We start from the raw sequence: 2,364 nt of genomic DNA on the forward strand, positions 1-2,364 counted from the left end.
CCGTCGGCCGACGACGGTCCCGGGCGAGTCGTACCCCGCGCCGTTCAGCGCCGAGCCGGCCAGCCGCGCCGGCGCCCCGGAGGCCCAATGCCGGATGACGACGGCGTCCGCGCCCATCGCCTCCAGGGTCTGGGCGGTGTCTTTGAGCGATTCGCCCTTGGAGACCGAGGATCCCTTGGCCGCGAAGTTGATGACGTCGGCCGAGAGCCGCTTGGCGGCGGCTTCGAAGGAAATGCGGGTGCGGGTGGAGTCTTCGAAGAAGAGGTTGACCACGGTTCGGCCGCGCAGCACGGGCAGTTTCTTGACCTCGCGCTGGGAGACCGCGGACATCTCCTCGGCAGTGTCGAGGATCTGCACCGCGTCCTGCTTGGCCAGGTCCGCGGTGGAGAGCAGGTGTTTCATGCGCTGACGTCCTCGATCACTACTTCGTCGGCCGCCGGTGCGCCGTTGTTGGTGTCGGTCTCGGCCAGCCGGACCCGGACCTTTTCCTTGGAAGAGGTGGGAAGGTTTTTGCCGACGTGGTCGGCGCGGATCGGCAGTTCGCGGTGCCCGCGGTCCACCAGCACGGCCAGCCGCACGATCCGTGGCCGGCCCAGATCCACCAGGGCGTCCAGGGCGGCGCGGATGGTGCGCCCGGAATAGAGCACGTCGTCGACCAGCACCACGACCTTGTCGTCGATGCCCTCGGCCGGCAGCTGGGTGGGCAGCGGCGAACGCGTGGGATGCCGGCGCAGGTCGTCGCGGAACATGGTCACGTCGAGCTGGCCGATGATTTTGTCGGCGGCGACGGAGGGGTCGGCGGCGGCGATCTTGGCGGCCAGCCGCCGGGCCAGCGGGTAACCGCGGCGCGGGATGCCCAGCAGGACCAGGTCCTGGGAGCCTTTGTTCGCCTCGAGGATCTCGTGGGCGATACGGGTCAATGCGCGGTTGATGTCCGCTTCGGCAAGTACAACGCGCGACGATGCCGGCTGCGCCGGGTGGTCCGTGTTCATCTGTTGCCGCCTCCTTCCCCGCCTCGCTGGACGGAATTTAAAGGTTGCTTGCGCCCTCAAAATTACCATGCCCGCCTCCGCTCCTGTCGTTCGTGACGGCTGTGCGACGGCGATGCGCGGACGATGTGCGCAAGCTCACCTGCGCGGTGCGGAGGTGCCGGACGCGGCGACGGCGGGTGCCCGGAATGCGGGCACCCGCCGTCGCGCGTGGGGATGGTGGCTGCGGGCCGGGTCAGGCCAGGAGCGTGGGCTTGAGCTGCTGCAGCCGGCCCAGCAGCCCGTTGACGAAGGACGGCGACTCGTCGGTCGAGAGCGTTTTGGCCAGCTCGACGGCCTCGCTGACCGCGACGCCGTCGGGGACGTCGTCGTTGTAGAGCAGTTCCCAGGAGCCGACCCGCAGGATAATCCGGTCCACCGCGGGCATCCGTTCCAGCGTCCAGCCCTGGGCGTAGGTGGCCAGGAACTCGTCGATGGTCGGCTGCAGGGCGGCGACCCCCTCCACAATCTGGGCGGTGTAGGGGTTGATCACCTGGTCGGTGTTGCCGCGACCGGCCAGCGCATCGGCCGGGGACACGCCGCGCTGTTCGGCTTCAAAGAGGACGTCGACGGCCCTGCGGCGGGCTTTGCCGCGGGCAGAAGTGGGAGCACTCACTAGTCGTTGACTCGTCCCAGGTAGTCGCCGGTGCGGGTGTCGACCTTGACCTTGGTGCCGGTCTCCAGGAACAGCGGAACCTGGATCTGGTAGCCGGTCTCCACGGTGGCGGGCTTGGTGCCGCCGGTGGAACGGTCGCCCTGCAGGCCGGGCTCGGTGTACGTGATCTCCATGACCACGGAGGCGGGCAGCTCGATGTAGAGCGGGATGCCGTCGTGCATGGCGATGTTGACCTTGATGTTTTCCAGCAGGAAGTTCTCGTCGTCGCCGACCACCGGGCCGGGAACGGTGACCTGGTCGTAGTCCTGCACGTCCATGAAGACGAAGTCGTCGCCGTCCTTGTACAGGTAGGTGTAATCGCGGCGGTCAACCGTGGCGGTCTCGATCTTCAGGCCGGCGTTGAACGTCTTGTCCTGGATCTTGCCGCTGACGACATTCTTGATCTTGGTGCGCACGAACGCGCCGCCCTTGCCCGGCTTCACGTGCTGGAACTCAATGACGTTCCACAGCTGGCCGTCCAGCTTCAGCACGGTGCCGTTCTTGATGTCGTTGGTCGTGGCCACAGTTTCACTTTCCTCGATGATGGCGGGCCGCGGGCGGAAAGTCCGCCCGGCCCGGAGCGAAGTCCAGCAGACATTCTACCTGCTGGCGGGTTGCCGCCCGAAGACGGGCCCTGCGGACGGGCTGGCCGCGCCTTGGCCCGGAGCGGCCCTGGCGGCC

Annotated in this window: 4 protein-coding genes; all 4 read right to left on the minus strand. The window is 67.9% G+C overall.

What is annotated here, in order from left to right; all coding sequences use genetic code 11:
* The coding region (locus AC5RUJ_RS14770; RefSeq protein ID WP_494156092.1) for an aspartate carbamoyltransferase at positions 1–402 on the minus strand (402 nt) is incomplete at its 3' end.
* Positions 399–992: a bifunctional pyr operon transcriptional regulator/uracil phosphoribosyltransferase PyrR gene (pyrR, locus tag AC5RUJ_RS14775; RefSeq protein ID WP_493999803.1), complete on the minus strand. Its 594-nt coding sequence runs from the start codon at positions 990–992 to the stop codon at positions 399–401. The genes AC5RUJ_RS14770 and pyrR, both read right to left, overlap by 4 nt.
* Positions 993–1,224: 232 nt before the next feature.
* Positions 1,225–1,644, minus strand: coding sequence for a transcription antitermination factor NusB (nusB, locus tag AC5RUJ_RS14780; RefSeq protein WP_493999804.1), 420 nt, complete (start codon positions 1,642–1,644; stop codon positions 1,225–1,227).
* Positions 1,644–2,207, minus strand: a complete 564-nt coding sequence (gene efp / locus AC5RUJ_RS14785; RefSeq protein WP_493977527.1) for an elongation factor P — start codon at positions 2,205–2,207, stop codon at positions 1,644–1,646. Before efp ends, nusB begins: the two co-directional genes overlap by 1 nt.
* Positions 2,208–2,364: the final 157 nt, after the last annotated feature.

This window comes from Arthrobacter sp. Y3223164 (assembly GCF_059091005.1).

Bases quoted from the DNA above. Each gene is read 5' to 3' on its own strand.
- pyrR (WP_493999803.1), bottom strand. From the start codon at position 992: ATGAACACGGACCACCCGGCGCAGCCGGCATCGTCGCGCGTTGTACTT.